The organism is Betaproteobacteria bacterium, assembly GCA_016720065.1.
In the GTDB taxonomy this organism is placed as follows: domain Bacteria; phylum Pseudomonadota; class Gammaproteobacteria; order Burkholderiales; family Rhodocyclaceae; genus SSSZ01.
Genome location: JADJXY010000002.1, coordinates 3,010,364 through 3,032,717, shown reverse-complemented (window position 1 = coordinate 3,032,717; position 22,354 = coordinate 3,010,364). Strand labels below are relative to the sequence as shown.

Sequence of the window (22,354 nt, the reverse complement as noted above, 5' to 3'; positions counted from 1 at the left end):
GGAGTATGCCATGACAAAGCTTTCGACAGCCGGCTGCGAATCCGCCAAACCCGACAAGAAGCGAGATCGCTTCGTCGGCGACGGCGATGGGCTGTTTCTCCGAATCCGCCCAAACGGTACCAAGACCTGGCTGGTCGAGTACGAGTTCAATGGCCGGCGCACAAGATACACCGTTGGGGTTTATCAGCGGGAGGGAGCCCAAGGCGACAGCATTTCCGATTGGTTGCGACACGGCCGCCTCTCGCTGCACCAGGCGCGTGCCGTCGCCGGGAACTGGAAGGACGCCCGACGAGCCGGCCACGACCCGGTCGCTGAGTGGGAAGCCGAGCTTGCCCGCAAGCGGGAGATAGAAGCCGCGGCGAGGGCCGCCAAGGAGGCCGAGTCGGCACGCCTGACAGTCAGCCAAGTGATTGAAACTTTCATGGCGCGGCATATGGCCGGCAAGAAGAGCGCGGCGGCGATACGTTACCGGCTCGACAGGCTCGCCGAGTACTTGGGCGAACGAAAAATCGCCGATGTGACGCGCAAGGAGGTCATCGCCGCCCTCGACAAGATTGCCGATGGGCAGCGCGAAGGGAAAACCGCCAAGCAGCTGGCGGGCGAAGTCCTGGTTCAGGCCAAGCGCTTGTGGCGTTTCGCCGAAGCGCGCGAATTGGTAGCGGTTTCGTGTATTGAGAGACTGACCCGCAAGGACTTCGATGCCCGCCCGGTGAAGCGCGAAGTCACGCTGCGGCTCGACGAACTGGCTGAGGTTTGGCGCGCACTGGATGACCCTGAGCGCTGCAAATCCGACCCGGTGACCATCGCGGCCATGAAATTGCTGATCCTCACCGGCCAACGCGAGCGCGAAGTCACCGATGCCCTATGGGCCGAATTCGACCTCGAAGCCGGACTGTGGAAGATTCCGGCCGCTCGCACCAAGAAGGATCGCGCCCACCTCGTTCACCTGGCGCCCCTGGCAGTCGCCATCCTCAAGGAATTGAAAAAGCTCACGGGGGCGGGCCGCCACGTCTTCGCCTCGCCGCTGCGGCCAGGGCAGGCGGTCTATGGCCGGTCGGTCAACAACGCGCTGCTGACACTGTTCAAGCGCAACGCGCTGCCCAACGTCACGCCATGCGTGGTGCATGACTTTCGCCGCACGCTGATTACCCGTCTTCCCGACCTGGGGTTCGAGCCGTTCATTGGCCACAAGATCGCCAACCACGTCTTGCCCGGTGTTCTGGCGCACTACAACCACAATGCCTACGAGGCGCAACGAGAAGCAGCCTTGCGGGCCTGGGCGGAAAGGATCGAGATGATGGTAAAGGGCAAAAACGTAGTGCAGTTGCAGCGTACGACGTAAGTCTTACCGTCCAACGTAAATCGCGGTCACCTGTTCCCTCTCGGGGCCGAGCTCCCGCGAGATCTGCAGCCGGGCTGCCCGGTCGAGAGCTTTCTGTGCGGGTGTCAGCTGGCGGCTCGTCGGCCCACCCTGGGCCGGACAACGCCAGCCGGTGAGTTCCTGGTAACGGGCCTGGGCGTAGGCATGGCGCAGGCCGTGGACGCCGTGAATGCCCGCCACGCTGCACTGATGCTTGAAACGGTCGAGCTGCGCCTTGTAGGTCATGCCTGCCGGAATCAAGCTGCCTTTCCCGCAGTACGCGCGTACTGCGTCGAGCACGGCCCGCTGCTCAGCGGTGCGGATGGGAATTTCCCGCTCCTTGCCGCCCTTGCACCACGATGCCTTCAACACCAGTACCTCGCCCCGATCCGCGAAGCTCGCGTTGAACTTGATCGACTCGGCCCGCCGTAGGCCGAAGGCCGCCTGCAGCTCCAGAGAGAGACGGGAATTCGTATCGGTGAGTCGCCCCAGCTGCGCCTCCTGGAGCGTATTGGCCTTGCTGACGTTGGTGACGAATTGCCGGTCGGAGATGCCGTAGGCGTCGTTGCTGCGGGCGACCATACTGGCCTTGTCCAGTTTCTCTGCCCACCAGCGCAGGTGCGCCATCCGGTTCTTCATCGTCCCCGCCGACAGGCCTTCTTCCGTCCACCGCTCCACCAGGGCGTCGACATGCTTCGGTTTGAGGCCCTGGGCGCTTATTGACTCGGCACAATAATGCTTGAAATTTATGGGTCAGCCCCCATGTTGGACGAATGGAAAAAGACGACGCAAGATATTCGACACTTGAGCAACTGCACGAACGGCGTAAGCAAGTGGTGCGGCTGCACCGCAAGGGCTACGGCGTAATGCAAATCGTCGAGCTCAGTGGGCTTTCGTATCCGGCAGTTCGGTCTGCGATTGATCGGTATGAAGAAGGTGGCCTTGCTGCCCTCAAGCCGACCAAGCGAGGCAAACGTGCAGGTCAAGGGCGGACGCTGACAGAGGAGCAAGAGGAGGCGATCCGAAAGATCATTTGTGACAAGCGCCCCGAGCAACTGAAGATGGAATTTGCGCTTTGGAATCGTGCTGCGGTCATGCAACTGATCGAACGGGAATATGGCATCAAACTATCGGTACGCGGTGTCGGCAACTATCTGTCGCGCTGGGGCTTCACCCCCAGAAGCCGATCAAGAAGGCCTACGAGCAACGACCGGAAGCCGTGCAAGCCTGGCTCAATGAGCAATACCCGGAAATAGAGAAGCGTGCCAAGGCGGAAGGCGGCGAGATTCACTGGGGCGATGAAACTGCCTTGGTCAATACCGATGTACGCGGTCGCTGCTACGCACCGGCAGGCAAGACGCCGGTCACCTACACGGTAGGCGGTACGCGGCAGAAGCTGTCGATGATTGCGACGGTGACCAATCAGGGCAAAACACGTTGGATGATCATTGACGAGGCGTTCAACTCCGACAAGCTGATCGAATTCCTTGACGCGCTGATCAAGGATGCCGGCAAGAAGGTGTTCTTGATTCTCGACAATTTGCGGGTCCATCACAGCAAACCGGTCAAGGCATGGGCCGCTGAACGTCAGGACAAGATCGAACTGTTCTACCTGCCCAGCTATAGCCCGGAGCTGAACCCTGAGGAGCGTCTCAATGCCGACCTCAAGCATGCCATCGGGACGAAAGTGCCGGTGCGCACCAAGGCCAAATTGAAACTCGCCGCTACCGAACACATGGTCAAACTCGAACAATCACCCGAGCGGGTCAAAAGCTTCTTCCAAGATCCGCGTGTCAAATATGCCGCTTGAAAATTCAAACTTAAGCTGGCCGGATCAATAGATTGCGGAACCCCAACTCGTGGAGTTGGGTGGCGCCCAGGGCCAGGGTCCGTTCCCGTTCGGCCTGGGTGGCGAAAGAACCGTCGCGGTTGCGATGGCAAAGCTGCTTGAGCTGGTAGTTGAGGTTGCGCATGGCGTCTCCCGAGGGGGCAAAATCGTCGACTGAATCGCTGGAGTCCTGAGGCTCCAGCCATCCCATCTGTTCGAACAGCTCGTGCCAGACGCTCTCCGGCACGGTACGGGCGGGGTGGGTGGGCATTGCAATCCTTTCGTTCAAGGCGGGGTACGGCGGTTTGGTGTCAAGTTGTCCGGTAAGTGTTTCTGCTCGACTTGCTGGCCGTGGCCGGGCAAGTGGAATGCTGCTGAGCTCGGGGCACCACCCCCGTTTTGCACGGTTCTTTTGCTGCTCGCCTGCGCCGTACGCGCATTGGCGTCCCGCCGCGCGCCGGGAGGCGCGGTGAGGCGGGAGGACCATTGACCCAGGGTCCAAGGAGCGCTGATCAGGCGCGAACGTGATCCGGTCCGGGGATCAGCCGGCAAGGGCAGTCGGGCTGCGCTTGCATTCGAGGGAAACGAGGTTCGAGACCTCGGGACTGGGGTTCGGGACCCCATCACGTGGCGGCGTCATGCACCGCCATTGCCTTTCTACCGCTCCACCCGCTTTGGGAAGCCGCGCGCCTCAAGGGCTTGCGGAACCTACAGGGGGTGGTAGGCGCGTCGTCACTAGCCGCGCTGCCGCTAGTGACGACGCGCGCTCGGTGGCGCGGGAAGCGCCGGGGCTCGCGGTACCGCCCGGCCGCACGACCGCAGTCGCACGAACAGGCAGCCCGGTACACGAACGCCGGCCAACACCGTCAGCGCGTTTCGCTGGTGGGAAAGGGCCGCCGCAGGCAGGTCGAGCCTGCCGCAGCGGCGATTGCTACTGGCCTTTCGGTCGCACGGGGCGCAAGAGTGCGCCCGTGTCTTCAGGGTTGGCGATGCAGGTACGGATAGCCAACCCGCTCGTAATACTCCATGGCATAACGGCGCTCGTCGGAGCCGTTGCTACCGTAGCCGTCGGCGCGCGGGGCATTGGCCCAATTCATGATGCCTGCCAGGTCGGCGATGAAGCCGCGGAGAACGAGGTCCGGCGTGACGCCGTCGGCGGCACACAGGTCGACGAACTCGGCGGGCAATTCCAGGGTAAGGCGCTGCATGGGTGGCATGGGGATATCTCCTGAAGGGTGCGCCCCGCGATGGGAGTGCTGTCGGCCCTTCCCAAATGGCGCCGAGGCGCAGTCCGGTGAAGGGCATGGGGCGTGCGTCGTCGCTCGTGGCATGCTGCCACGGACAACATCCGCGAAATACCAAGGACGCAACGCGTCCGGAACAACAGGCGCCCAAGGCACCAGGGTGACGAATCACCTCTCACAGGGCTTGCGTTTTTCGTGCGCGATGCACGCCGGGCCGCTAACTGGAACGGGTCAAAGCGGGTTCAGTATTGCGCCGAGGGGATGCCCTGGCAATGCCAAAACATGCCAATTGGTTCACCGCCCGTCGCAAGCGCCGGGAATGGTGGTGGCTACGACATGGCATCGTTCTGCCCGTGCCCCGAGCCGACGAATGAGGCGCAGGCGCGGGCTTTTTGCAGTGTCCCTAGGTCAAGCGCAGACGACGGGAGCGCTCCGAACACGGGGTTGAAACGGGTGTCCGGTGCGAGACGCTGGAGCGGTCTTTCTCCAGGAGAGTGTCATGCCAACGCTGCAAACCTTCCACGGGCGCATCGTCGATCTGCGCCGCTACACCAACGTCCATCTCTACTACGGCCGCCGTCCGTTCGGGCAGACCGACCGCTACGAGTTGTGGATCAAGCCGCCATCGGGAGTCGAACGGAAGTTCACGGTCAACACCCGGACGATGCCGGCCCGACGTGGTCACGCGGTCAGTCTGATTGTCACGGCGCACAAGGTGCCGCAGGTGCTGGGACTCGCCAACTGGACTACGGCCGATGGAGTCAACTACGCCCGCACCGAAGCGCCGCCGTTGCTGCGTGTCTATGATTTCCCCGTCCTGGCAGTCACCTTCCTGATGATGGCGATCATCTGGGGCGATCCTGGCATGGTGTTGTTCGTACCGGGGGCGGTGACGTACGGGCTGATCGTCGGCGCCGGACGCGCCGCAATCCGGAGCCGGCGAGGGCGGCATGTGGACCGGGCTATCGATGCCGAGGCAGCGCGTTTGGGCCGACGGGGAGTGATGCCGTCATGACCCTTCGCTTTGGGAATGCCATCCGGCTGGCATCGAATGATCGCCGACGCCTGCAGTTGCTGCTTGAGCGCGACCCCGGGGAGATCGAGTCATTTGGCCAACTGCAGGCCTTGATGCAATGGCACCGCCAGCAGGTGCAGGGGGTCTCGCGGGATGCCGAATTCCTGCGCTGGCTGATGGATCGGGCGTGGAACCGGCTCGCAGCGGGGAGTGGCTACCGGAACCGCTCTGAGCCGTATGGATAGCCAGGAACGGAATCCGCATCTGCCATGTGCCTCGACCGGGAACCACCCAAAAGAAAATTTGCCAAACTGTAAACCGAATTGTAAACTTGAATCGGTTACTTGGAGGTAATCGACAGATGGGAACCCCCCTCAAGAATCCGCCCGTGTACCTAACCTTGGCCCAGGTGCGGTTCAACCCGATTTTGAAGCTGGCCGATTTCCTGCCCAGCATTCAAGAGAGCTTCCGTCAGGCCGGCTATCCCGATTTCGAGCGGCAGCATATCATCTCGATCCAGTTGTCTGTACAGGACGGCCAGCCGTCCACCCCAACCCCGGTCCAGCAGGAACGGTTTCAGCTCGGCAACGTCGAGAAAACGCATACGTTCATCCTTGACGGCCAAAGCCTTACTCTCCAATCCACCAATTATGGGCAGTTCGAGACCTTCTCGGCATGCTTCCTGGAGGGATTGGGCATTGTGAACGATGTTGTGAAACTTGCCTTCACTGAACGGGTCGGTCTTCGTTATCTCGATCGGGTGATGCCGCAACCGGGAGAAACCATCGAACAGTACCTCGTCGAACAAGTCCATGGTCTGACCTCGCGCCTCGAGGGGCGACCTCTCTATTCCTATACAGAGGCGATGAACGAGATCGGAAACATCAAGCTGCTGAGTCGGGTTGCCATACAGGACGGTCCACTCGCGTTCCCCCCCGATTTGCAGCCTGGAAACATGCGCGTAATTGAAAGGTTCGTGTCCTACGCGGGCATGAGCGCCATTCTCGACAATGACGGCTTCGTCGAAGGGCGCGAGGCGTTCTCGACGAAAGCAGTGGCCGATCACCTCGATGCCATCCACAAGGTCATCGGAGCAGCGTTCAAGACCACCGCGACGCCTTATGCTTTTGCCGCCTGGGACAAGTGATCATGCTCGGATTCGCAGTTCCCGTTGAAGATATCAATGCCCACGCTCATTACCAACCCGTTCCGGCGATCTACGGCCGGGCGCCCGTTGCCGAGGGTGGCCCACTCCCGTGCTTTGGCGGGGTCGGCACTGGCGGTGTCGAGGGAGTGCATTTCGTCACGTCGCGCCAAGGCTACCGCCCCTATGCGGTCGTGAAAGTGGAAGGGGCGGCATCGCCGGAGCCATACGCCCCCTATACCGACCTGATGAAGGAAGTGAAGGTCGGCTTCGGGCGCACCATGTCGCACCTTCCTGCGGTGTTCGGCGTTTCACGCCAGACTCTCTATAACTGGCTCAGTGGAGAGATTCCCAAGGAGCAGCACCAAGGCAAACTCGTGCAATTGGCTGCCGCCGCGCGCGTATTCGCCGAGGCCGGCTTCAAGCCGACCGCGCTCGCGCTTGATCGCACCGTCGCACAAGGCAAATCGTTCGTGGAACTGCTCGGAGCGGGGGCCGACGGAAAGGAAACGGCCCGGCGACTCGTCCGGATCGCAAAACGTGGCGCCACCTCGCGAGAAAAGCTCGATACCTTGCTTGCAGACAGAACGCCCTCGCGTCTCGATGTTTCTGACATGGGGCGCCCATCATTGAATGAAGACGTCTGACCAGCATGGATGGTATGGCCGCGACCTGGACTCGAGATACCCCGTGGCGGCAGGGAAGTGTGCTTTCGGCCGATGCCATTCAGACGCTGGGACTCGCCCATCCGGACGCCCCTGATGCCATCTGCGTGGTTGTCATCAGCCACGACTGCGATCTGGCCAACGATGACCTTCAGATCGAGCCGGACGTAGAGGTCATCATCGGTTGCCATCCGCAAAAGGCCGATGGCAACTATTTCTGGGCGAAAGCTCCTCGGACACTTCATCTGGAGGCGCTTCGCAGCGGCGACCCCGCCACCGTCGAGTTGATCGCGACGGCCAAGTGCCTCGTTCCGAAACAGGCGCTTGCAGCATTCGCTCCCGATGCCACCTATTCGTTTCCCGGCAAATCGTTGTCGGCGCTGCGTTCATGGCTGGGGGTGCGCTACAACCGAGCCGCATTCCCCGACCCATTCGTGAGTCGCTTATCCAAATCCAAGGTCGACAAGGGCCTCGCCAAGCTCATCGAACCCATTGGAAGCCTTTTGTCTGCCGTCTATTTCGATGTGGATGGCGGACAGGAAATCGATCACTCCGACGGCAGTGCCTACGATTTGAAGATCGTTCTCGCCTATCCGCCAGGAGACGATCCGGAGCAGACCGCCGACGAAGTGGAAAAACTCGAAGCGTCGATCGATGCGCTTTTCTCGAAAAAGTACTTCGATTCAGCCACCGGCAAATGGAACGGGATTGCCTTGAAGGACTGCATGTCCATTTCCGAAGATGATCTGCCCGTGAGCAAGGCCAGACTGCTCACCCAGTGGCGGCTCGAGTACATGACTCTGAAAGCGGATGAGGAACAGCCCGGTGCCCCGGGCTGACGATTCCGACGCATTGTCCTCGGCGTCCAAATCCAATGGTCATGGATGTTCCACTCGGTTGATGGCGTTTTCATGTGGTCGTTTTGATGGAGACCCGTATGGAGAATATGTCCGCATCGCATCGGTGAGCGGTTCTGCCGGCCCAGCGCTGATCCAGCAAAGTCGGGATTTCTTGTGCCAGCAAGGTTGCATCCCATGCATTCAGCAATCAAAATGACTGCTGACTGACCGAACAAAGAAATCGGTCGTCTTGCGGTACAGAAAAGGGGTGCAAAGAAAATATGGAGCTGGACGACTTCAGGGAAGAGCTGCTCGATGCAGTTCAAGTACGCCTGCCCGTGGAACCTGCCAAGGCAGATCGGGATTTCGCCTTTCTGTGTGAGGTTGGCGAACGGCTGACCCAGGCAGAGGAATTTCATGATCTTGTTCCCAGTCATTTTCTCGGAACGGGATCCAAGGGGCGCAAGCTCCGGGTCGATGGTTATGAGCTTGATGATTCCGACGACTCCATCCGTCTGGTGATCGTGGATTTTTCCGGGACGAGCCAGACGGAAGTCCTGTCGCGCACACGCGCCGAAGCGCTGTTCGGCCAGCTCCAGGTATTTGTCGAGGACGCTGTTTCCGGAAAGATGTGGGCAAACGTGCCTGACGGCATGGAGGACGGGCTTGAGCTCGCTGGCATGATCGCCAACAAGCATGCCGCCCTGGGACGCTACCGGTTCTACCTCTTTACCGATGCAAACCTGAGCGAGCGCGTCAAGGATCTGCCGCAGGGCGAAATTGACGGACACCCCATCGAGTACCATGTCTGGGATATCGGGCGGCTGCACACGGTGTCCTCCTCCTCCTTCGGTGCCGAAGAACTTGAAATCGACTTCACCCAATTTGTTCCAGGGGGGCTTCCCTGCCTGGCAGCAAGCCAGGCAGATGACTATCAGGGTTACCTAGCCGTAATTCCCGGAGAGGCTCTGGCTCAGCTGTACGACAGCTTCGGAAGCAAACTGCTTGAGGGCAACGTGCGCTCCTACCTGAGTGCATCGGGGAAGATCAACAAGGGAATTCAGGGGACAATCCGTAGTGAGCCGGAGCGCTTCTTCGTGTACAACAACGGCATTTCGGCCACGGCCACCTCGGCCAGCATTGTCGAAACGCCCATGGGGCATCGCTTGGTTTCGGCAAGATACTTCCAGATTGTAAATGGCGGACAGACCTCCGCGTCCCTGCATGTAGCGAAGCGCAAGGACAATGCCGATCTCGAATCCATTCATGTGCCGATGAAGCTCTCGGTCGTGACTGCCCGGGATGCCGAAAAGCTGGACGACATGATTCAGAGCATCGCCATGTACTCGAACAAGCAGAACAAGGTGAGCGATGCCGACTTCTTTTCCAACCATCCTTACCACCGAGCTATGGAGCGTCTCTCGCGCAGGGTTCCGGCGCCTGCGGTTGAAGACGCGCAGTACCACACGTACTGGTTCTACGAGAGAGCGCGAGGTCAGTACCAGAACGAGCAGTCCGGTCTCACACAGGCACAGAAAAGGGACTTCCAACGCATCAATCCGCGGAGCCAGCTGGTCGTCAAGACGGATCTGGCCAAGTTCGAGAACTCCTGGCGGCAGCTTCCGCATGCCGTGAGTTTCGGGGCCCAGAAGAACTTCACCAACTTTGCCGAATACATCTGCAAGGAGTGGGGAGAGGACGGACTGCTGTTCAACAATGACACCTATTTCAAGGAAGTCATCGCCAGGGCCATCCTTTTCCGGGCGGTGGAAAAGCTGGTCAGTTCGGCAGACTGGTACGAAGGGGGATACCGAGCCAACATCGTCACCTACTCGATCGCCAAGCTTGCCGGCATGATCGCGCTGCAGAAGCCGGGGCATAGCCTGGACTTCAAGGGAATATGGGTTCGCCAGGCCATTTCCGAGGCACTCGAGAATCAGCTGGAATCGATCGCGAAGGAAGTTGTGCAGGCCATAACGACGCCTCCGGTCGCCCAGATGAACATCACCGAGTGGTGCAAGAAGAAGGAATGCTGGGAAAAGGTCCTTTCCCTGCCGATCAGGCTGAACGACAGTCTGGCGGCCGAACTCGTGTCACCGGACGAGGCACGCGACATCGGCCGCGAAAAGCGTCAGCAGGGGGCCTTGGACGGAGGAATACATGCCGTCACGGACGTCATTCAGCGCGGACCGGGATATTGGGCGGCCATTCTGGACTGGGCGCGGAGGCACTCGCCGGTGTATGGCAGGGAAGCCGATCTTCTCAGGAATGCGTCAAGAAGTGGCTGGATCCCGACGCCCTTGCAGGCAGCCTGCCTCATCAAGGTGAGTGCCCGTCTCCAAGAAGAAGGGTTCCGACCAGGCTGACAGCCTGACGGGATCAACTTGGGGGGGGCCGTGGAATTCCCGGAGAGCATGCTGATCCGCCGTCCGATCTTTCTTCAGGACGGCGATGAAAGGTTGCCTCTTCCGGACTGGAGCAAGGCTCTGCTCTGGCTCGGATGGTGGTGCCGCAGTTTTCAACTGAATGAAAAGCGGATTCTTGCGGTTGTCGTCCTGCCGGCCCGCAGGTACGGATCCATCTTTGTCGGTCTTGGCTGCCTGCTGGCCGGCGCAAGACAGTTCCGCGGCGGATTTTCCTGGAACGATCTGCAGAGTCTTCCGCCAGGCACCGGGATATTCTGGAAGACGGAGAGTCACGGAGTCCGATATCAAGGCGTCATTCAGGCGAAACATGAAGGTGCTCCTGGTTTGGTGCCTGTCCGGATCACCGCCACGAGGCGATCCCGGGAGGTCGGCTTGGTGTGGTCTTTTTCGCCGGCGAAGTTCGCGGAATATCTGTTCAGCGAAGAATGTCTTCCCGCGGAAAAGGGGACTGCGGCAATGGACAATGCCCTGCGTTTCCATCGGGCACTTGGCCTTGAAACGGATCCTCGCTGGGTCTGCACCGCCGGTGCCGAAGGCCTGCTTGTCACCAATCAGGTGGGTTTCTGGGACGCTGTCGATGGAATACAGATTGCTGCCAAGTCGGATGCGCCACTTCCGTTAGGCGATGTTCTTTGTGCTGCCGGTGTTCGGGACAGAAGTGTTGCCAAGCTGCGACTGGCAGCAGCCAGCCGCGTGACGGAGCATATCAGTGCGCCAATGACGATCCTGGATGGGCCCGCCGCCTGGGACCAGATACAGCATATCGATACTGGGAACATTGTTGTTCTGCTAGAGAGAGCGGAATACACGGCAGACGTCCACAACTATCTTCTGGAAGCGGCCGGTGATGCGGAGGAAGCGCCTGACGACCTCAGGCGGGATGTTCCGGGTCGTATTCCTCCGGGCGTCGAGGTCACGGCCTTTGTTCTTGGAGCGGGCTGATGAGTGCAGAAAATTCAGTCTTCGGGCAAACCGTCTGGCGATTCAGGAATGCTGCGGCCCTGCGGGTACGGGAAATCCCGGTGGGCAGCCCATTCGTTGCTGAAGTTGTCCGCCTGTCACGCCAGGTAATGACCTGTCTCGACCGCGCAGACCCGTTTCATGGGGCTTTCGGAAGACGCGTCTGGGTCCTCCGGACACGGATTCTCTTCACCCTGCTTCCGTTCGACCATGTCGGGCTGAGTCTTTGCGAGATACTGAACGAAATCGCCGATGACGCAGCCTCGATCCCCGCGCTGGCAAAGCCGGTTCGGGATCTTGTCCAGGCCACGCACGCTCTGCTGGAGCATCCGGCCAATCCCAAGCTCATTCGGACAAGAGCCTTGCTGGAAGCCGAAGCGTACGAACCTCGAGGATCGCGAACGGGAATCGTTGCTGCGATGGCCCTCGGAAGGACATTCGGGTGGCCCGAGAAGCCGGATGGCATGCCTGATCTGCCGGCAGATCCCGCAATCATCGATTCCCGGAAGACGCTGGCGTCAGAGGCCTTCGGCCGGATCATCGTGCTCGGCACGTGCCGCTACCTGTCGCCCCAGATGTTTGATGATCTCTTCTATCAAGGCAGAGCCGGAGAAATCAATGTTCTTCTCTATCCGGGGGAATATTTCGCGCTGCGGAATCGGCAGACCCTCCCGGAGAGTTCCGTGTTTCGTGGCCGGCTGTCCACCACGCGCGTGATCTCCAGCAGGGAGAGCATCAGCGATCTGATGGGCGGAGAAGAGGATGAGCAGGGAGGGAACGAAGAAAGCGTCTGGGATATCGCCCATGACGGCCACCGGGCACCGCTTCCTAGGCATCGTGCCGCCCGCTACGTGCTCTTCCGCGACGCGCGCGGGATTTTCGTTCCGGAAGAAGCACATCTTCTGGTATGGAAGAACGACAGCTCGACAGAAGAAGACAGCGAGCTGGACAGCGTCCCGGTTGCTAGGCTGGCCGAAGGGGACTGGCTTGTCCTGCGACCCAGCGGGACACGCTATCTGCTCGACCTCGAGTCCGCCGAAGAAGGTTTCGGCCAGAAACTGGAAGAAGCGTGCAACTGGCAGCCTGCTCTCGAAAGGCTCCTGCTGACCCGGAGTCCGGACGTCATTGCGGAGGAGATGCGCGCCGCCGGCGCAAATGGGCGTTCTCTTTCCCAAAGCCTCCGCAACTGGGCTGACGGCTCGGTGTATGGCCCGGGACACAGGGGCGAGCTCGGAGCGCTTTTCCTGGTACTGATGAAGCACGGGAAGCTTGCCACGCCGGCCGACATGAATGACTACGTGAACGCTCACTGGAACGGACTACAGGAATTGCGCAGCCTCAGGCAGCGTGCAGCGCACAGTGTTCGGCGGGAAATCTGCAGCCAGCTCTCGAACGTGCTTGGCCACCTGAGGGTTCTTCCCGAGGACGGGCATGTGGTTCTGGAGAACGGCGTCAGGGTTCAGCTTTGCCAGGTGGCAGCAGTGGACGACCACATGGCGTGGGTTCCACCGTCGCGCCTGATGGATTTGCAGCCGATGAAAGGAATCTGATGGCCAGAATGATCCCTCCGGATTGTCCGCCGGATACTCCTGCAGGCGAAGCAATCCTCTTCCACAAGCTGAGGACCGATCCTGGCACAGAGGGGTGGATCGTGCTGCATTCGCTGGAGCTGCGGAAGCACCGAACGAAATCCGAAGGCGAGATCGACATGGTGATCCTCGCACCCGGTCACGGAATTCTCTGCCTGGAAGTGAAAGGGTGCGAAGTCACTCGCCGCGACGGACTATGGATCTATCCTTATGGAACCTCTGCGGAAGGTCCATTCCGTCAGGCGTCCAGGGGCATGCACTCCCTGCGGGACCATCTTCACTCCAGGGATACCTCTCTGGGAAATCTTCTGTTCTTTTCGGCAGCGGCGTTTACCCGGATCGATTTCAGTGAGGAATCACCGGAGTGGCACCCGTGGCAGGCGATCGACAGTCGGATCCTTGCAAGGATGCCGATATCGCAGATTGTGACCCGGATCTTCGATCATGCTCATCTGCACATTGCATCGAAGCCGGGGAGCCGGTCGTGGTACGACGTTCAGAAAAGCCGGCCGTCATCGGAGCAGGTGCGCCGAATGGCCGGACTGCTGCGCGGAAACTTCGAATATTTCGTCCAGCCGAGAAGGGATGTTCAGCATGTCGAGGAATCCCTGATGAGGCTGACGCAGGAGCAATATGATGCGCTGGACGCGATTCAGGACAATGAGCGAGTTGTCGTCAAGGGGCTGGCAGGTACCGGCAAGACCTTCCTCGTGATGGAGGCGGCGCGCAGAGCCGTCGCCGAAGGGAAACGGACGCTGGTGCTCTGCTTCAATCGACTGCTCGGCGACTGGATGAGATCGTCGATGAGCGGCTCGGCCGGGCCAGGAAGCCAGTTGCTCCGGTGTCTGCATCTGCATGGATTGATGCGGGAGATCGTGGGTGACAGGCTGCCTGTCCGGAACGACAGCAGGTTCTGGTCGAACGATCTGCCGGCAGCGGTCATCGAACATCTGCTCGGTGACGACCGGGCGCTACCCCAGTTCGATGTTCTGCTGATCGATGAATCCCAGGATCTCCTGACCGATGACTACATGGATGTTCTCGATCTGCTGGTCGCTGGCGGACTGGCAGGGGGCCGGTGGGCATTCTTCGGGGACTTCGAGCGCCAGGCAATCTATCTGTCAGGCGGCGCCCAGACTGCTTCGGACATGCTGGCGGCGCTTCGATTGCGTGCGCCCGACCATGCGAATTTCACGTTGCGCATCAACTGCAGGAATGCCGGCCCGATCGCCGAAACCCTGACCCTGGCGTGCAACGTCAAGCCCGGCTACAGCAGATTCCTGCACGACATGGAGGGGGCAGGTGTCGACCCGCTGTTCTGGAGGGAGGACCAGGACCAGCGGCGCCTGCTGGATGATGCCGTGAGCGAGCTTCGCAAGGCTCTGCGTCCCGAGGAAATGGTCGTTCTCTCGCTGAATGCCGACGAAAAGAGCTGCGCAGGAGGTCTTGTTGCAGGCGGGCGACACAGGCTTGTGCCATTCCGCGATGTCGCCAGCCCGGAAAAAGGGGGAATCAGGTATGTCAGCGTGCATGCCTTCAAGGGACTGGAGGCGGCTGGCATTGTCGTCACGGATATCGAGCGCATGGACGAGCATGCTCGGGCACTTCTGTATGTAGGCATGTCCCGGGCCAGAATCAGGCTCATTCTGCTCATGCACGAAAGCTGCCGCAAGGAATATGACCGGATGCTCGAAGCTGGGCTGGGTCTGGCCACAGGAAGATAGTTCATGCCAATAGAAGAAAATCTGAAAAATCGGAGGTGGTTGCTGGAGCGGACTCGGGCAGAAGTGGTTGGCCCCGACCCTGCCGGCGATCCGCTTGTTCCGCCCGAAGCCACCTGCCTGACGAAGGTCGGCTGGGGCGAGTTTCGCAAGCCTCGACGTCAGACCAATGGCGAAGAAGTCCTCTGGCAGGATCCCCCTACGAAGCGGTATGGAGCCGGTATCCTCTATCCTGCCGGGGTGCTGCAGGACGAAGAGGGCGGTGCTCGGGGCGATGCAGACGAATCGACCAGCGAGCCTCCGATTGGGGAACCCGAGGCAGACGAGAGGCAGCTGTCCGAGAATGAGAGGCTGAGAGGGCGAAGCGCCCAAGCGGACGATTCCGAGGACTACGATGTTACGCTGGCCAACGCCTTTCGCCCATCTGCCATCGGACTCAGCTTCCTGGCAAACATGGAACGTGAAACGGACGGCTTCAAGGTCGAACTGGTGGGTATCGGCAGGCTGGGGGCCGACGAATTTTCCGAGTGCCCGGCCGCCACCTACAAGAAGGTCATCCAGAAGATCGGAGACATCGGAGGCAAGGAGTTCGATCGGAGCATCTGGCTGCGCAGACCGCTTGTCCATGGCGACGGCTCGTTTCCTCAGATCACGTTCAGAACTGGCGACCTAGCCGGTACCGCTGTGGCTACTTGCAGAGAGCGCCTCCCCGGATTCGAGGATATCGAGGTGGTTGTGGTCTCGCGCCCGTGGCGGAATCCGGAATCCGGCCAGGCTTGCCGCCTGCTCACCGTCTCGCTGATCAACTGCAAGGAGACGGATAACGGCAGCGTCGATGGTTTTTGCATCTTTCAGGCGGGGCTGAGGATCGGCGGGCTGAGTTCGGGCAACTGGATTGTTCCTTATCCGGAGCACCGCCCCAACGCTTTCGAACACGACGATGCGCTTTCCGACGAGGCCATTAACCGGCTCCTGTACCGGGAACATCAGACCTACGCCATCGGGCATGGGTGTGCCGCGGACTGGAAGGGAATGCCGCTTGAGGGGACCGGCGTAATATGGAGCGACGTGCTCCCCGCATTCGAGACGCCGTCGACCACGGCGGAACTGGAGATTGCGCAGCCCGATGGCAGTATCAAGAAGCTCCGGGTCAGCATGCGAAAACTCGCCGGCCTTGATCCTGAAGACGACGGTTTCCAGGAATTGCATGAACTCGTCGAGGCCTATGCGCGGTGGATAGACGGGCGCGAGCGCGAGAGAATGTCGGTGCCACCGGTTCCGGCAGCCTTGGAGCCGACGGCACGAGAGCTCATCGGGCGGTGCAGATGCTGCCTGGACAGAATCCGGGATGGCCTGCATCTGCTTCGCGAAGACACCAAAGTTGCAAGATTCGCCCAGAGAGCCTTCCGTCTGGCCAACCATGCGATGTTCATTGCCCAGCTGAGGGCCAGTAGTACGGTGCGTGCCCTCGCGCCGGGGAAAGAGGGCCGTCCGCGCTGGGAGCCTCCCATTACCGATCCGGATCCGGCTGTTCCCGATCCGACACGCGGCTATTGGCGTCCTTTCCAGATTGCCTTTCTCCTCATGTCCCTCCGTGGCATCTGTGATCCTCGGCATGCCGATCGCGAGATGGTGGATCTGATCTGGTTCCCGACCGGCGGCGGGAAGACCGAGGCATATCTCGGATTGACCTCATTCACCATTTTCTTCAACCGGCTTTCCGGTCGCCTTCCTGGCGGAGTCGACGTTCTGATGCGCTATACCCTGCGACTGCTGACAGCGCAGCAATTCCAGCGGGCCGCCCTGCTGTTCTGTGCCATGGAATACCTGCGTCGTCGGAATGCCTCGCTTGGGAAGAAGGCGTTCCGGCTGGGGTTGTGGGTAGGAAGTGCGACCACTCCGAACAAGCGCGCCGAGGCGGTCAGGCTGCTGAGCATCCTGGAGAATGACCCTAACGCCGAGAATCCCTTCGTTCTGCTGAAATGTCCCTGGTGCGGAGCCCGGTTCGGTCCGCGAGAGTCCGGAGCCGCGAGATTCTCAGGCAGACGTGGCCGGCGTGAGGACGAACAGCCTTCGGTAACGGGGTATTACCGGCAGCGAACTGGCACATCCGAAACAGTGGTCTATCGTTGCCCGGACCACGCGTGCGAGTTCGGCAAGGCGCCGCCGCTGGGCAAGTCACGCGATCCGCTGCCGGTTGTCGTCATCGATGAGGATCTTGTCGAGACCCCTCCCAATCTGCTGATAGGGACCGTGGACAAGTTTGCCATGTTGGCCTGGAAGCCCGAGCTGCGGCGATTTTTCGGCATTGAGAATGACGGGCAGCACCTGCATGAGCCTCCCACGCTTGTCATTCAGGACGAACTGCATCTGATATCTGGTCCTCTCGGGACAATGGTGGGTGCCTACGAAACAGTCATCGACCGGCTATGCAGAGAACATGGCATCGGGAAGATCGGCCCGAAGATCGTGGCTTCCACGGCGACGATCAGCCGGGCCAACGAACAGATTGCCCATCTCTACGCCCGGAATTCGGTCCTGCTGTTCCCGCCCTCCGGCCTGGAAGCGGGGGATTCCTTTTTTGCGAAGGAGGATCGTCATCAGGACGGCAGCCCAAAGCCGGGTCGGATGTATGTCGGCGTGATGGCTCCGGGCCACGTGTCCCTCCAGACCACCCAGGCCCGCATCTTCGCTTCCCTGATGCAGAACGCGGCAATCATGGACACGGACGATGCCGGCCGGGACCCCTGGTGGACGCTGCTGTGCTTCTTCAACTCGCTGCGCGAACTGGGCGGAGCTGCCACCCTGTTCGTCGCCGACGCCAGGGACTATCTGCGAGTCATCATCGACCGCATGGGCATCAGCTACGAAAAGATCCGGAGTCCGTTTGCCACCGAACTGACCAGCCGGATTCGAAGCGACGATATCCCCAAGGAACTGGCGCGGCTGGAGCTGCCGTTCAGCACGGAGAGACTCCGGAATCGTGATTCCTCCAGCAGTGACCGACCGGTCGACGTGTGCTTGGCTTCCAACATCATCGAAGTCGGTGTGGACATTCCGCGTCTGTCGCTAATGGCCGTCGTTGGTCAGCCGAAGACCACTTCCCAGTACATTCAGGTGTCGAGTCGGGTCGGGCGGGATCGAGACAAACCCGGCCTGGTGGTTGTCCTGTATGGCCAGAGCAAGCCCCGCGACCGCAGTCACTTTGAGCGCTTCCGGAGCTTCCATCAGCGACTGTACGCTCAGGTCGAGCCTACAAGCGTTACCCCCTTCAGCCTGCCGGCAGTCGATCGTTCGCTCCATGGCGTGATTGCCGCTGCCGTACGACAGCTCGGCGAACTTGAAAGGGAAGGGCTCCATCCCGATCCCTTCCCGCTTGCGGAAGGGACGCAGTTGCGGGAGATCGTCAGGGACATGATCCGCCATCGTGTGCGCTTCGTGGCTCCCGACGAAGAATCGCTGGTCATGGAACGGCTGGAAAGGCGGCTGGATGAATGGCGGGCCTGGAATCCGGCCGATTACGGGGGTTTCGGGACCTTGCCGGAGCACCCGCCCCTCATGCATCCTGCGGGCGCAACGCCTCCTGTCGAATGGAACGGCCACAGCTGGCCCACGCTCTCCTCTCTACGCGATGTGGATTCCAGCTGCGAAGCAGAGATAACGACTTGGTTCAATCGCGCTCCGGAGGAACAGGAATGAGCCGGCCGATTCGCAGGACACAAGCCATTGCCCCTTTCGGGCCGGGCGCCATGGTGGATTTTCCGGGCCCGGTATCCCTCATTCACGCCGGTCTTGATGCTTGGCCTTTCGATGAATCGAACCCGGAGCATCGGGAGTTCCGTATCGACGACGAGAAGCGGCTTGCCAGGCGCCTTGAGGTGGATTTCTTTGTCCAGCCGCCCGATTTCCGTCGGCCGGAACGCAACGGCGGGCAGCAGCGCAATCTGAATCTCACGCTGCCCTTCCTGCGCTTTCCGCTCTGGCATGTCTGTCCGCGATGCGGGAGGATGCACAAGGGACAGTATCACCACCGCGATACCCCGATCTGTGAAGGACCGATAGCAACGGGGGGTGACGTGGGGAAAAAGCATGCGAGACGGAAGACCTTTCAGGTGCGCTTCATTGCCGCCTGCCACAAGGGCCACATCCAGGATTTCCCCTGGGTGGACTGGATATTCGAAGGGAAGGCTGCTGGCTGGGATCCGGACGGAATCGATCGCTGGCTTCGCATGACGAGTTCGGGCAGCGCATCGCTGGCCGGCGTGGCCGTGCAGGCGGAAGAGCGAGGCGAGGATGGGCGAACACGGGTGGTCAAGAGACGTACTCTTGCCGGTGCATTCAATACCGAGATGGATTCGGCCGGTGGCCCGGATGTGAGGACCGCACTGAGCCGCCTGGGAACAGACTGCTCCGGCATCAACCCGGTCCTTGCGATCGGCACGGAATCGAAGCCGGTTCCGAACGACTGTGGCGAGCCTCTGTTTGCCTTACTGAAGAGTGCCGCCAACCTCTATTTCCCGTCGGTCGTCAGTTCCATCTACATCCCCGACATCGACGACGATTCTCTGCCGCAGGAAGTGCTGGATCTGCTCGACGATCGGGATGTCAGGAACAGGCTGCGGGAAGGTGCCCTGGATTCCGAGAACGGACTTGTGACCGTCCGGTCGGCCGTCAATGCCCTTAAAAAGTATCACCCCGAATCGGCGATCAGGCCCGAAATCCTGGCTCAGGCTGCCAACGAACATCTCTTGCACGGCATGCTCCTCGAGGATCGCAGGATCATGGCATTTCTCGATCAGCGAAGGAAGACGGCCCCCGATGGCGTTCTGCCCGTGGAAGCGGTGGAATCGGCGACAAGAAGCATGGACTGGAACATCGATCCTGCACTGCTGGTGGATGCATTGCGAGCCGCCCTTGTCGGGGAAACCGGACAGCAGGAGGTTGCCGGTGCGTCCATGGACGGCGAGGAGACGAGCTATCGCCAGCAGGAATACTCGGTCTTTTCCCGTGATCTGCAGGTGGGATATCCGAAGACGGATCTGGACATTCGTGGTGCCGATGTTTCGAAGTACGGGCCGCTTGTCAGCAATGCGTTCTGCAGGGTTGCGCTCCTTCACAAGCTTCGCGAAACCAGGGCATTCGAGGGATTCTCGCGAATCTATGCCTCGGGTCTGACCAGGACCGAACAGCGCCGATTGTTCATGGATTCGCCGAAGCGCTGGCTGCCAGCCATAGTGGTTCGGGGTGAAGGGATCTTCCTTCAGTTTTCGGAGAATCGGTTGCAGGAGTGGATCGATTGTGTCGGGAGCGCCCTGGACGGCCGTCTTTCGCTGATGCGGAGCAACCTGGACGCCTTGGCGAGCCGCCGCCACGAGGAGGCAAGGATCGTTTCTCCCAGGTTTGTCCTGCTGCATACCTTCGCACACCTGTTGATCAATCAGCTGGTCCAGGATTGCGGCTATGGCTCCGCTTCACTCCGGGAGCGAATCTATTCGGCGGACGGCGACAGGCAGATGGCCGGCATCCTGATCTACACGGCGGCCGGGGACTCGGAAGGTACAATGGGGGGTCTCGTGCGCATGGGCCAGCCGGATCGACTGGAAGAGGTCATCAGGAGGGCACTGGAAAAGGCCCGCTGGTGTTCGACCGATCCGGTCTGCATAGAGAGCAGGGGACAGGGGCCGGACAACTGCAATCTGGCAGCCTGCCATTCGTGTGCCCTGTTGCCCGAGACATCCTGCGAGGAACAGAACCGTCTGCTAGATCGCGGCGTGGTCATCGGGACCATCGAAAACCCGCACCTCGGTTTTTTTGCTTCGGAAATGGCTCACACTTGATACCTGTAATCGATCTTTTTGCGGGGCCGGGCGGACTGGCCGAGGGCTTCGGCTCTCTGCGGGACACTTCTGGCGAGACGGTGTTTGATATCCGGTCATCGTTCGAGAAGGAACGCGTCGCACATCGGACTCTTGAGCTCAGAGCCTTCTATCGCGCCTTCGGTCATCCGCGCGAGGTGCCGGATGAATACTATTCCTACCTTCGCACCGGGATGGGTCGTGACGACCTGTTCGGGAACGAGCGCTTCAGCCCCCAGGCCGACAGAGCCCGGAGAGAGGCCCACTGCTGCGAACTGGGCGTGACGGCGTCGGAGGAAATCGACCGGATCATCGCGGACGCCCTGAAAGACGATCAGGCGTGGGTGCTGATCGGTGGCCCGCCATGCCAGGTCTATTCCGTGGTCGGTCGCTCACGCTGGAGAAACAAGGATGTCGAGAGGTTCGAAAACGATCATCGCCACTTCCTTTACAGGGAATATCTGAGAATCATCCAGGAATTCCGGCCCGCCGTTTTCGTGATGGAGAACGTGCGGGGAATCCTGTCCGCCACGCATGGCGGCAGCCCCATTTTCAGGCAAATTCTGGAGGATCTGTCGAATCCATGCCCTGGCCTGCGATATCAGATCCGATCACTAAACCACGCCAAGGGCGAGCCGATCGACGAACCGACGAAATTCGTGGTTCAGGCGGAAAATCACGGTCTCCCGCAGGCACGGCACAGAGTCATGCTCTTGGGAGTCAGGGAGGATTTTTCCGAGCGTCATCACCAGGCGTTGACCCTGCAGCCGGCTGTATCGGTCAAGAAGGCGATCGGTGATCTGCCTGCAATTCGAAGCGTTCTTTCACGGGGCGGAGATTCGCTGGAAAGCTGGTCGAGGGTTTTCAAGGAACTGATAGAGATACTTGCCAGAACTGCTCCGGAAAAACTCGAGTTTGTCACCGAAATGCTTGAAGCAACCGATGCCGAGAGCAGGATTCCGGCTTCGCCTGGCAGCAGATACATTCCTCACGTCAATCTAGACCGAAAAAAACTGCCTCCTGCGTTGGCGGAGTGGTTATATGACCCGCGACTCGGCGGGGTGTGCCACCATGAGGCGCGAGCACACATGCGCAGTGACCTGCTTCGCTACCTTTATGCTGCTTGTCATGCCAGGAAGTTCAAGGTTTCACCGAAGGTCGACGCTTTCCCCGAGGGGCTGTTGCCCGAACACGAGAATGTGCATGCCGAAAACGTTCCGTTCCGGAATCGTTTCCGCGTCCAGGTGGCCGGTGAGCCTTCCACGACCATCGTTTCCCACATTGCCAAGGACGGCCACTACTACATCCATTACGACCCGGCACAGTGTCGCAGCATGACTGTGCGCGAGGCTGCGCGTCTGCAGACCTTTCCGGACAATTACTATTTCGAGGGATCCCGGACAGAACAGTACTGGCAGGTTGGCAACGCTGTCCCCCCTTTGCTGGCAAGGCAGGTCGCGGAAGTGGTTCGCGGTCTGCTGCAAGGCGCTGGCAATGCATCAGAGCCTTTACAGGAGACGCTGGCTGAACCGAGTACCGCTCTTTGTGCCGAGATGGGCTGATGGCGGACATTGTTGATCGGGCAACCCGGTCGCGCATGATGGCCGGGATCAAGGGAAAAGACACGCATCCGGAAATGATCGTCCGGCGCTTCTTGCATGGCAGGGGTTTTCGCTACAGATTGCACGCCCGATACTAACCTTTGCAT

Annotated in this window: 15 protein-coding genes and 3 pseudogenes; 15 read left to right on the top strand and 3 right to left on the bottom strand. The window is 60.4% G+C overall.

Features of this window, described 5'->3' with window-relative positions; all coding sequences use genetic code 11:
- Positions 1-10: 10 nt before the first annotated feature.
- Positions 11-1,342, top strand: coding sequence for an integrase arm-type DNA-binding domain-containing protein (locus IPM73_17485; protein MBK8919774.1), 1,332 nt, complete (start codon positions 11-13; stop codon positions 1,340-1,342).
- Between the two features lie 3 nt (positions 1,343-1,345).
- Here the strand turns inward: IPM73_17485 and IPM73_17480 are convergent.
- A pseudogene (locus IPM73_17480) lies at positions 1,346-2,065 on the bottom strand (integrase domain-containing protein).
- A 68-nt stretch (positions 2,066-2,133) separates the two neighbouring features.
- Between IPM73_17480 and IPM73_17475 the strand changes: the two are divergent.
- Positions 2,134-3,170 (top strand): annotated as a pseudogene (locus IPM73_17475) (IS630 family transposase).
- Between the two features lie 10 nt (positions 3,171-3,180).
- Here the strand turns inward: IPM73_17475 and IPM73_17470 are convergent.
- Both IPM73_17470 and IPM73_17465 read right to left on the bottom strand, forming a co-directional pair.
- Entirely contained in the window at positions 3,181-3,333 is a 153-nt protein-coding gene (locus tag IPM73_17470) for a hypothetical protein (protein MBK8919773.1), read from the bottom strand.
- 832 nt (positions 3,334-4,165) lie between these two features.
- Positions 4,166-4,405 (bottom strand): hypothetical protein, encoded by a 240-nt coding sequence (locus IPM73_17465; protein ID MBK8919772.1) that lies wholly within the window; start codon positions 4,403-4,405, stop codon positions 4,166-4,168.
- Between the two features lie 526 nt (positions 4,406-4,931).
- Here IPM73_17465 and IPM73_17460 point away from each other — a divergent pair.
- The 13 genes and pseudogenes from IPM73_17460 (at position 4,932) to IPM73_17400 (ending at position 22,339) form a co-directional block, all read left to right on the top strand.
- Positions 4,932-5,447, top strand: a complete 516-nt coding sequence (locus IPM73_17460; GenBank protein ID MBK8919771.1) for a hypothetical protein — start codon at positions 4,932-4,934, stop codon at positions 5,445-5,447.
- Entirely contained in the window at positions 5,444-5,692 is a 249-nt protein-coding gene (locus IPM73_17455) for a hypothetical protein (protein ID MBK8919770.1), read from the top strand. Before IPM73_17460 ends, IPM73_17455 begins: the two co-directional genes overlap by 4 nt.
- A 116-nt stretch (positions 5,693-5,808) precedes the next feature.
- On the top strand, positions 5,809-6,594 hold the full coding sequence (locus IPM73_17450) for a TIGR04255 family protein (protein ID MBK8919769.1): 786 nt from the start codon (positions 5,809-5,811) through the stop codon (positions 6,592-6,594).
- 2 nt (positions 6,595-6,596) lie between these two features.
- Entirely contained in the window at positions 6,597-7,238 is a 642-nt protein-coding gene (locus IPM73_17445) for a hypothetical protein (GenBank protein ID MBK8919768.1), read from the top strand.
- Positions 7,239-7,243: 5 nt separating this feature from the next.
- Entirely contained in the window at positions 7,244-8,095 is an 852-nt protein-coding gene (locus IPM73_17440) for a hypothetical protein (protein MBK8919767.1), read from the top strand.
- 281 nt (positions 8,096-8,376) lie between these two features.
- Positions 8,377-10,461 (top strand): AIPR family protein, encoded by a 2,085-nt coding sequence (locus tag IPM73_17435; protein ID MBK8919766.1) that lies wholly within the window; start codon positions 8,377-8,379, stop codon positions 10,459-10,461.
- A gap of 48 nt (positions 10,462-10,509) precedes the next feature.
- Complete coding sequence (locus tag IPM73_17430; protein ID MBK8919765.1) at positions 10,510-11,463, top strand: hypothetical protein; 954 nt, start codon at positions 10,510-10,512, stop codon at positions 11,461-11,463.
- Entirely contained in the window at positions 11,463-13,031 is a 1,569-nt protein-coding gene (locus IPM73_17425) for a hypothetical protein (GenBank protein MBK8919764.1), read from the top strand. The genes IPM73_17430 and IPM73_17425 overlap by 1 nt, the downstream gene beginning before the upstream one ends.
- Entirely contained in the window at positions 13,031-14,794 is a 1,764-nt protein-coding gene (locus tag IPM73_17420) for an NERD domain-containing protein (GenBank protein MBK8919763.1), read from the top strand. Before IPM73_17425 ends, IPM73_17420 begins: the two co-directional genes overlap by 1 nt.
- 3 nt (positions 14,795-14,797) lie before the next feature.
- Positions 14,798-18,490 carry a helicase gene (locus IPM73_17415; GenBank protein ID MBK8919762.1) on the top strand — a complete coding sequence of 1,231 codons (3,693 nt, stop codon included), beginning with the start codon at positions 14,798-14,800 and terminating at the stop codon, positions 18,488-18,490.
- A gap of 308 nt (positions 18,491-18,798) precedes the next feature.
- On the top strand, positions 18,799-20,628 hold the full coding sequence (locus IPM73_17410) for a DUF1998 domain-containing protein (GenBank protein ID MBK8919761.1): 1,830 nt from the start codon (positions 18,799-18,801) through the stop codon (positions 20,626-20,628).
- Positions 20,625-22,208 carry a DNA cytosine methyltransferase gene (locus IPM73_17405; protein ID MBK8919760.1) on the top strand — a complete coding sequence of 528 codons (1,584 nt, stop codon included), beginning with the start codon at positions 20,625-20,627 and terminating at the stop codon, positions 22,206-22,208. Before IPM73_17410 ends, IPM73_17405 begins: the two co-directional genes overlap by 4 nt.
- A pseudogene (locus IPM73_17400) lies at positions 22,208-22,339 on the top strand (very short patch repair endonuclease). The gene IPM73_17405 and the pseudogene IPM73_17400 overlap by 1 nt, the downstream one beginning before the upstream one ends.
- Positions 22,340-22,354 lie beyond the last annotated feature (15 nt).

Bases quoted from the DNA above. Each gene is read 5' to 3' on its own strand.
- IPM73_17465 (MBK8919772.1), bottom strand. From the start codon at position 4,405: ATGCCACCCATGCAGCGCCTTACCCTGGAATTGCCCGCCGAGTTCGTC.
- IPM73_17420 (MBK8919763.1), top strand. From the start codon at position 13,031: ATGGCCAGAATGATCCCTCCGGATTGTCCGCCGGATACTCCTGCAGGC.
- IPM73_17450 (MBK8919769.1), top strand. From the start codon at position 5,809: ATGGGAACCCCCCTCAAGAATCCGCCCGTGTACCTAACCTTGGCCCAG.
- IPM73_17425 (MBK8919764.1), top strand. From the start codon at position 11,463: ATGAGTGCAGAAAATTCAGTCTTCGGGCAAACCGTCTGGCGATTCAGG.
- IPM73_17415 (MBK8919762.1), top strand. From the start codon at position 14,798: ATGCCAATAGAAGAAAATCTGAAAAATCGGAGGTGGTTGCTGGAGCGG.
- IPM73_17410 (MBK8919761.1), top strand. From the start codon at position 18,799: ATGCACAAGGGACAGTATCACCACCGCGATACCCCGATCTGTGAAGGA.
- IPM73_17440 (MBK8919767.1), top strand. From the start codon at position 7,244: ATGGATGGTATGGCCGCGACCTGGACTCGAGATACCCCGTGGCGGCAG.
- IPM73_17430 (MBK8919765.1), top strand. From the start codon at position 10,510: ATGCTGATCCGCCGTCCGATCTTTCTTCAGGACGGCGATGAAAGGTTG.
- IPM73_17435 (MBK8919766.1), top strand. From the start codon at position 8,377: ATGGAGCTGGACGACTTCAGGGAAGAGCTGCTCGATGCAGTTCAAGTA.
- IPM73_17455 (MBK8919770.1), top strand. From the start codon at position 5,444: ATGACCCTTCGCTTTGGGAATGCCATCCGGCTGGCATCGAATGATCGC.
- IPM73_17445 (MBK8919768.1), top strand. From the start codon at position 6,597: ATGCTCGGATTCGCAGTTCCCGTTGAAGATATCAATGCCCACGCTCAT.
- IPM73_17470 (MBK8919773.1), bottom strand. From the start codon at position 3,333: ATGCGCAACCTCAACTACCAGCTCAAGCAGCTTTGCCATCGCAACCGC.
- IPM73_17460 (MBK8919771.1), top strand. From the start codon at position 4,932: ATGCCAACGCTGCAAACCTTCCACGGGCGCATCGTCGATCTGCGCCGC.
- IPM73_17485 (MBK8919774.1), top strand. From the start codon at position 11: ATGACAAAGCTTTCGACAGCCGGCTGCGAATCCGCCAAACCCGACAAG.